We start from the raw sequence: 8,017 nt of genomic DNA on the forward strand, positions 1-8,017 counted from the left end.
TGATCTCCACATGGCCATCGTCGCGGGAATCGACAGCTCGACCACTCGCACCCGGATCGTCGCGTGTGACACGGACACCGGTGAGGTGCTGCGCGCGGGCAAGGCGCCGCACCCGGAGTCGGAGGCGTCCCGCGCCCGCACCACGGAGGCGGACCCGCAGTCCTGGCTGCACTCGCTCGGCGAGGCGGCCACCGGCGGTCTGCTGGAGGGGGTCCGGGCGATCGGCGTGGCCGCCCAGCAGCACAGCATGATCGGGCTGGACGCCGGCGGGGTGCTGGTCCGCCCGGCGCTGCTGTGGACCGATCCGCGCTCCTCGGGCGCCGCCGCGCACCTGGTGGACGCGCTCGGTGGCCCCGCCGCCTGGACCGAGGCGATCGGCGCGGTGCCGGCCGCCACCTACACCATCGCGAAGCTGCGCTGGCTGGCTGAGTTCGAGCCGGCCAGCGCGCGGCGGATCGCCGAGGTGCTGCTGCCGCACGACTGGCTGGTCTGGCAACTGCTCGGCCACCCGCAGCGGCGCACCACCGACCGCGGCGACGCCTCCGGCACCGGCTACTGGTCGCCGATCACCGGCGAGTACCGGCAGGACCTGGTCAAGCTGGCTCTCGGCCACGAACTGCTGCGGCTGCCCGAGGTGCTCGGCCCGGGCGAACCGGCCGGGCACACCCCCGAGGGCCTGCTGATCTCGGCCGGCACCGGGGACAACATGGCCGCCGCCCTGGGCCTGGGTCTGGGCCCGGGCGATGCGGTGGTCTCGCTCGGCTCCTCCGGCACCGTCTTCGCGGTCAGCGAGCAGCCGGTGGTGGACCCCAGCGGCATCGTCTCCTCGTTCGCCGACGCCACCGGCAAGCACCTGCCGATGGTCGGCACGCTCAACGCCGCCCAGGTCCTGCGTTCCACCGCCGCCCTGCTGGGCACCGACCTGCCCGGGCTCAGCGAGCTGGCGCTGCGCTCCACCCCCGGCGCCTACGGCCTGGTCTTCCTGCCCTACCTGGACGGTGAGCGGACCCCCAGGCTGCCCAACGCCGCCGGCACCCTGCACGGCCTGCGGGTCGAGTCGATGGTCCCCGAGCACCTGGCCCGCGCGGCGGTGGAGGGCATGCTCTGCAACATCGCCGACGCGCTGGACGCGCTGCGCTCGCGCGGGGTGACGATCCGTCGGGTGGTGCTGCTCGGCGCGGTGGGCCGGCTGCCCGCGGTGCGCGAGGTGGGCTCGCAGCTGTTCGGGGTGCCCGTGGTGATCCCGCCGGCCGGCGACCACGCGGCGCGCGGCGCGGCCCGGCAGGCAGCCTGGGCGCTGGCCGGCACCGCCGAACCGCCGCACTGGGAGCTGCCCGGGGCGGTCACCGTCGAGCCGGCGGCGGAGCACCTGACGATGGGTCAGGCGGTTCGTCAGCAGTACGGCGTGGTGCGCGATCAAACGCACCCTGAACTGGGAGAGATGGCCTAGCGTGACAAGCCCGACCCGTCGCCGCGAAGGGCTTCTCCGGTATGCCGTTGCACCATGGGCACAGTGCCGACCACCGACTGAGCGTCAACGCCCTGCTGGGTGAGGCCGATCCGATCGGCGCGATGCGCGAGGCACCGCCCAAGCACCAACTGCACCACCACCCGCTGCCGCCGCACGTGGCCTACGAGCTGATCCACGACGAGCTGATGCTGGACGGCAACGCCAAGCTCAACCTGGCCACCTTCGTGACCACCTCGATGGAGGAGCAGGCCGATCGGCTGATGGCCGAGTGCTCCGACAAGAACATGATCGACAAGGACGAGTACCCGCAGACCGCCGAGTTGGAACGGCGGTGCGTGTCGATCCTGGCCCACCTGTGGCACGCGCCCGATCCGGACCAGGCGGTGGGCTGCTCCACCACCGGCTCCAGCGAGGCCTGCATGCTGGCGGGCCTGGCGCTCAAGCGGCGCTGGATGCGGCGCAACCAGGCCCGCTACGACGCCGGGGCCAGACCGAACCTGGTGATGGGCGCCAACGTCCAGGTCTGCTGGGAGAAGTTCGCCAACTTCTGGGAGGTGGAGTGCCGGCTGGCCCCGATGGACGGCGAGCGGTTCCACCTGGACGCCGGCTCGGCGCTGGCGCTGTGCGACGAGAACACCATCGGCGTGGTCGGGGTGCTCGGCTCCACCTTCGACGGCTCCTACGAGCCGATCGCCGAGATCTGCGCGGCGCTCGACGAGTTGCAGCGGCGCACCGGCCTGGACATCCCCGTGCACGTGGACGGCGCCTCCGGCGCCATGGTGGCGCCGTTCCTGGACCAGGACCTGGCCTGGGACTTCCAGCTGCCCCGGGTGGCCTCGATCAACACCAGCGGCCACAAGTACGGCCTGGTCTACCCCGGGGTCGGCTGGGCGCTGTGGCGGGACAGGGAGGCGCTGCCCGAGGAGCTGGTCTTCAAGGTCAACTACCTGGGCGGCGACATGCCCACCTTCGCGCTCAACTTCTCCCGCCCCGGCGCCGAAGTGGTGGCCCAGTACTACAACTTCCTGCGGCTCGGCTTCGAGGGCTACCGCGCGGTCCAGCAGTCCTCCCGCCACGTGGCCCGCCACCTGGCCGCCGGGATCGAGAAGCTGGGCGCCTTCCGGCTGCTCACCCGCGGCGACCAACTGCCGGTCTTCGCCTTCACGGTGGCCGAGGAGGTGACCGCCTTCGACGTCTTCGACGTGTCCCGCCGGCTGCGCGAGCGCGGCTGGCAGGTGCCGGCCTACACCTTCCCGGCGAACCGCACCGACCTGTCCGTGCTGCGGGTGGTCTGCCGCAACGGCTTCTCCCTGGACCTGGCCGACCTGCTGCTGGCGGACCTGGCCCGGCTGCTGCCCGAACTCCAGGCGCAACCGGGGCCGTTGCAGGACCGCGGGGTCAGGGCGGACACCGGGTTCCACCACTGACGACCGGCTCCGCCGCACCGCGGGCGCCGGGGGCCGGTCAGTCCAGGTACCCCCGCAGCTGGTCGGCGAAGGCATTGGCGCGCAGCCGCGAGAGGGTCTTCGCCTCGATCTGGCGGATCCGCTCGCGGGTGACGCCGAACAGCTCGCCGATCTCCTCCAGAGTCCGCGGACGCCCGTCGGCCAGGCCGTAGCGCAGCTCGACCACCTTGCGCTCGCGCTCCCCCAGGGTGGCCAGCACCGCCTCCAGGTGCTCGCGCAGCAGCAGGAAGGCGGCGCTCTCGGCGGGTTCGGCGGCGTCCGCGTCCTCGATCAGGTCGCCGAGCGCCACGTCCTCCTCCTCGCCGATCGGCACGTGCAGCGAGATCGGCTCCTGGGCCAGCCGCAGCACCTCGCGCACCCGGGCCTCGGACAGCTCCAGCAGTTGTCCGAGCTCGGCCGCGGTGGGCTCGCTGCCGCGCTCCTGGAGCAGTCGGCGCTGCAGCCGCAGCACCCGGTTGATCAGCTCGACCACGTGCACGGGGACCCGGATGGTGCGGGCCTGGTCGGCCAGCGCCCGGCTCATCGCCTGCCGGATCCACCAGGTCGCGTAGGTGGAGAACTTGTAGCCGCGGGTGTAGTCGAACTTCTCCACCGCCCGGATCAGGCCCAGGTTGCCCTCCTGGACCAGGTCCAGCATGGTCAGCCCGCGGCCGACGAAGCGCTTGGCCACCGAGACCACCAGGCGCAGGTTGGCCTCGATCAGCCGGCGCTTGGCGATCCGGCCCTGCACCACCAGCAGGTCCAGGTCGTAGGCGAGCGGACCGTCGGACGTGCTGTCGGCCATCAGCCGCTCCTCGGCGAACAGCCCGGCCTCCACCTGCCGGGCCAGCTCCACCTCCTCGACGGCGGTGAGCAGCCGGATCCGGCCGATCTCGCGCAGGTACTGGCGGAACAGGTCGGCGGCCGGCCCGGTGGACTCGGACCTGGCGGGCTCGGGGGCGGGCGCGTCGTCCTCGAGCTCCTCGTCGAGCGGCTCCTCGACCGGTCTGGCACTCTCCAACGGGCCCCACCCTCCACCGACACCGACGGACTGAGACCCTTTCAGTGTGGGGTACGCCACACTCCCGCCGCTACAGGCCGGCGGCGCCCCGGGTCTTCAAGTTGTCGTCGTACTGCTGAAGGGCCCACAACTCCTGCTGCACTGGGGCAAGTTCCTCGGGGCTGACCCGGTTGCCGAGCCGCTGCAGCTGGCCGCGCACCTCGGTCACCCGGCGCTGCACCGCGGCCCGGCGCAGCCGGACCAGGAACTCCCCCGCGTACAGGGCGTCCGGCTTGCGCCGGGTGCGGATCGGCTCCACCGTCAACTCGGTGACCAGGCCACGGATCTGGCTGTCCTCGGCAGCCTCCTGCACGAGCGCCAGGAAGTTCGGCACGCTCGCCCCGTAGGCGGCGCCGCCGGCCCGGCCGATGGCGCGGCGCACGGCAGCGTAGGGCGGGGCGGTGAACTCGTCCTCGCCGTACTGGTCGAATGCCGGACTGACCAACTCCGGGTACTGCAGGGCCAGTTTGATCAGCTCACGTTCGACGAAGCCGGCCGGGTCGCGCGGGTCGAGGCGGAACGCGGGCCGAGCCGGCTGCGGCGCGGGCGCCGGGGTGCGCATCCGGTTGCCCTGCTGCGGCGACTCGCGCTGCCAGCGGGAGATCTGGGCCACCCGGCGGACCACGAACTGCTCGTCCAGGATGCCCAGCAGACCGGCCAGTTGGACCGCGTACTCGTGCCGGATGGAGGGGTCCTTGATCTTGGCGACGATCGGCGCCGCCTCCTCCAGCGCGGCGGCCCGGCCCTCGGCCGCGTCCACCCGGTGCCGGGCCACCGTGGAGCGCAGCGCGAACTCGAACAGCGGCACCGGGTTCTCGATCAGCTCGCGGACCGCCTCATCGCCCTTGGCCAGGCGCAGTTCGCACGGGTCCATGCCGCCGGGGGTGATCGCGATCGAGGTCCGGGCGGCGAACTTCTGGTCGTCCTCGAAAGCGCGCAGCGCGGCCTTCTGGCCGGCCGCGTCGCCGTCGAAGGTGAAGACCGTCTCGCCGCGGTAGGAGGAGGTGTCCATCAGCAGCCGGCGGATGATCTTGATGTGGTCCTCGGCGAAGGCGGTGCCGCAGGTGGCCACCGCCGTGGTGACGCCGACCAGGTGACAGGCCATCACATCGGTGTAGCCCTCGACCACCACGGCCCGCCCGGCCTTGGCGATCTCCTTCTTGGCCAGGTCGATGCCGTACAGGACGTGCGACTTCTTGTAGATCGGGGTCTCGGGGGTGTTGAGGTACTTGGGACCGTTGTCGTCCTCGCGCAGCCGGCGGGCGCCGAAGCCGACCACCTCGCCGGCCGCGTCCCGGATCGGCCAGACCAGCCGGCCGCGGAACCGGTCGATCAGGCCGCCGCGCTGTCCCTGCGAGGCCAGGCCGCCCTGCAGGACTTCCTTGTCGGTGAACCCCTTGCCGCGCAGGTAGCGGACCAAGTGCTCCCAGCCGGCGGGGGCGTAGCCGACCCCGAACCGGGCGGCCGCCTCGGCGTCGAAGCCGCGCTCGGCCAGGAAGGCCCGGCCGATCTCACCCTCCGGAGTCTCCAACTGCTCCCGGTACCAGGCCGCGGCCACCTTGTGCGCCTCGACCAGCCTGGTCCGCTCCCCCTGCTGCCCGCGGGTGTTGTAGCCGCCCTCCTCGTAGCGCAGCGTGATGTTGGCCTGGGCCGCCATCCGCTCCACCGCCTCGGCGAAGGAGAAGTGCTCGATCTTCATCAGGAAGGAGATCGTGTCACCGCTCTCCTGGCAGCCGAAGCAGTGGAAGACGCCCTTGCTGGGGCTGACGTAGAAGGAGGCGGACTTCTCGTCGTGGAAGGGGCAGACGCCCTTCAGCTGACCGCCGCCGCCGTTGGCGAGCTGCACGTAGTCGCCCACGACCACGTCGATCGGCAGCGCACTGCGCACCGCCTGCACGTCTTCATCCCGGATCCGTCCCGCCACCTGGGAAGTGTACGGGTTGCCGAGGCCGTTTCCCCGGGCACGGCAGGGCTCCGTTATCCGACCAGCCGGGCGTGCCAGGCCAGCGCCGAGGCGTCGGTGAGCGAGGCGATCTGGTCGATCACGGCGCGCTGCGCGCCCGCGTCGTCGGTGGCGTGGGCGTACTGGGCGGCGAAGACCGGGTCCAGCTCGGCCGGGTCGGCAGCGGCGAGCTTGGCGGCCAGCTCGGCGATCACGATCCGCTGCTGGGCGCGCAGCTCGGCCTGCTCGGCGCGCTGCATCACGTAGCGGACCGCGACCGCCTTGAGCACCGCGCACTCCAGCCGCACCTCCCCGGGCACCACCAGCTCGGCCTCGTACCTGGTCAGCGGGCCCGGGCCGTACCGGGCCCGGGTGGCCCGCTCGGCGGCCAGGCAGAACCGGCCGATCAGCTGGCTGGTCAGGTCCTTGAGGCCGGCCCGGCCGCGCGGCGAGCCGTCGTAGCCGGCGGGCCACCACTCCTGGGCCTGCAGACGGTCCAGCGCGGCGCCGAAGGCGTCGGGCTCGGTGCCCGGCGCGTACCGGTCGGCCACCTTGAAGAGTTCGGACCGCTCCTCGGGGCTGCGCAGCGCGGCGGGGTCGATGTGGCCGGCGTACAGGCCGTCCTCCACGTCGTGGGTGGAGTAGGCGACGTCGTCCGCCCAGTCCATCACGGTGGCCTCGAAGCACTTGCGGTCCTGCGGGGCGCCGGACCGCAGCCAGCGGAAGAGCGGCAGGTCGTCGACGTAGACCCCGAACTTGGTGGAGCCGGGGTCGCTGGGGTGGGCGCCGCGCGGCCAGGGGTACTTGGTGGCGGCGTCCAGGGCGGCGCGGGTCAGGTTGAGGCCGACGCTGCGGCCTGGCCAGGGGGCCAGCCGGGCGGGCTCCTCCTCGGCGGGGGCGAACCGCTTGGGCTCCAGGCGGGTCAGGATGCGCAGCGACTGGGCGTTGCCCTCGAAACCACCGCAGGCCTCGGCGGCCTGGTCCAGGGCCTGCTCGCCGGTGTGCCCGAACGGGGGGTGGCCGAGGTCGTGGGACAGGCAGGCGGTCTCCACCAGGTCCGGGTCGCAGCCGAGGGCGGCGCCCAACTCACGGCCCACCTGGGCGCATTCGAGGGAGTGGGTGAGGCGGGTGCGGGGGAAGTCGCTGCGCATCGGGGCGACCACCTGGGTGGTGCCGGCCAGCCGGCGCAGCGCCGCGGAATGCAGCACCCGGGCCCGGTCGCGCTGGAAGGCGGTGCGGCCGGGGCGCTTGTCCGGCTCCGGCACCCAGCGGGCCTCGGCATGCTCGTCGTAGTGGTCCAGGTGGCGCTCCGGGTAATGGTCCATAGGGATGTCACGGTACGCCGCCCGGCTGACGAACAGGGGGAGGCCAGGCAGCACCCGGCTGTACCGCAGGCTGACCGCGCTGTCCCGTCAGGTGACCCCGAGCGTCACAGCGGCTCTCCGAGCGGCCCGTACTGCGCCTCCAGGGAGTCGGCCCAATGCGCGGACCAGTCCGGCTGGGTGCCGTCGACGTCGGTGAACCCGTACTCCGGGTACAGGTCCCAGGTGGCCAGGGCCCGGCCGCTCCGGGCCATGATGTCGGGGTCGGCGGCCAGCGCGACGACCGCCCGCCCCAGGTAGGCCGGGGTCTCGGAGTGGGCGAAGTTCGGGTCCTGGGCCGCGCCGTCCCGCCAGTTGGCCTCGGTGACGCCGAAGTTCTCCAGCATCGCCTCCGAGCGCAGGAAGCCGGGGGTGATCGCTACGGCCGCGATGCCGTGCGGCTTCAGCTCGGCAGCCTGGGCCACGGCGAGACGGATCACCGCCGACTTGGCGAGGTCGTAGAAGAACGAGCCCCGGTAGCGGGCGGTGTTGCCGTCGGTGACCTCCACGACCAGGCCCGTCCCGCGGGCGACCAGGAGCGGTAGCGCGAACCGGCTGGTGATCACGTGGGTCTCCACCGCCTGCCGGACCAGCCGGAGGCCGGTCTCCAGGTCCTGCTCCCACAGCGGGTGCTCCCAGTCGGTCAGCGGATCCCCGCCCCACACACAGTTGACCAGGAGGTCGAGCCGCCCGGCCTGCTCGGCCGCGATCCGGTCGACTAGTACTACAGGGCTAGAT

At 72.7% G+C, this 8,017-nt stretch carries 6 protein-coding genes; 2 read left to right on the top strand and 4 right to left on the bottom strand.

Annotated features, from left to right (window positions below):
• Positions 1-10 precede the first annotated feature (10 nt).
• Complete coding sequence (locus tag C7C46_RS24990) at positions 11-1,450, top strand: FGGY family carbohydrate kinase (RefSeq protein WP_110672168.1); 1,440 nt, start codon at positions 11-13, stop codon at positions 1,448-1,450.
• Between the two features lie 41 nt (positions 1,451-1,491).
• A complete protein-coding gene (gene gad / locus C7C46_RS24995) occupies positions 1,492-2,898 on the top strand; it encodes a glutamate decarboxylase (protein ID WP_110672169.1) in 1,407 nt (468 codons plus the stop codon).
• A 37-nt stretch (positions 2,899-2,935) separates the two neighbouring features.
• Here the strand turns inward: gad and C7C46_RS25000 are convergent, their stop codons facing one another.
• The 4 genes from C7C46_RS25000 to C7C46_RS25015 form a co-directional block, all read right to left on the bottom strand.
• A complete protein-coding gene (locus C7C46_RS25000) occupies positions 2,936-3,997 on the bottom strand; it encodes a sigma-70 family RNA polymerase sigma factor (RefSeq protein WP_110672170.1) in 1,062 nt (353 codons plus the stop codon).
• 10 nt (positions 3,998-4,007) lie between these two features.
• Positions 4,008-5,900 (bottom strand): DNA primase, encoded by a 1,893-nt coding sequence (gene dnaG, locus C7C46_RS25005; RefSeq protein ID WP_110672171.1) that lies wholly within the window; start codon positions 5,898-5,900, stop codon positions 4,008-4,010.
• A gap of 53 nt (positions 5,901-5,953) precedes the next feature.
• Positions 5,954-7,243, bottom strand: coding sequence for a deoxyguanosinetriphosphate triphosphohydrolase (locus C7C46_RS25010; RefSeq protein ID WP_110672172.1), 1,290 nt, complete (start codon positions 7,241-7,243; stop codon positions 5,954-5,956).
• Positions 7,244-7,347: 104 nt separating this feature from the next.
• A partial coding sequence (locus tag C7C46_RS25015) for an SDR family NAD(P)-dependent oxidoreductase (protein ID WP_110672176.1) occupies positions 7,348-8,017 on the bottom strand: 670 nt, incomplete at its 5' end.

The sequence above is a fragment of the Streptomyces tateyamensis genome, from assembly GCF_003205575.1.
Lineage (GTDB): Bacteria > Actinomycetota > Actinomycetes > Streptomycetales > Streptomycetaceae > Kitasatospora > Kitasatospora tateyamensis.

What these genes read in the sequence shown, in the direction of transcription:
- C7C46_RS25010 (WP_110672172.1), bottom strand. Translation starts at nt 7,243, where the DNA reads ATGGACCATTACCCGGAGCGCCACCTGGACCACTACGACGAGCATGCC.
- gad (WP_110672169.1), top strand. Translation starts at nt 1,492, where the DNA reads ATGCCGTTGCACCATGGGCACAGTGCCGACCACCGACTGAGCGTCAAC.
- C7C46_RS24990 (WP_110672168.1), top strand. Translation starts at nt 11, where the DNA reads ATGGCCATCGTCGCGGGAATCGACAGCTCGACCACTCGCACCCGGATC.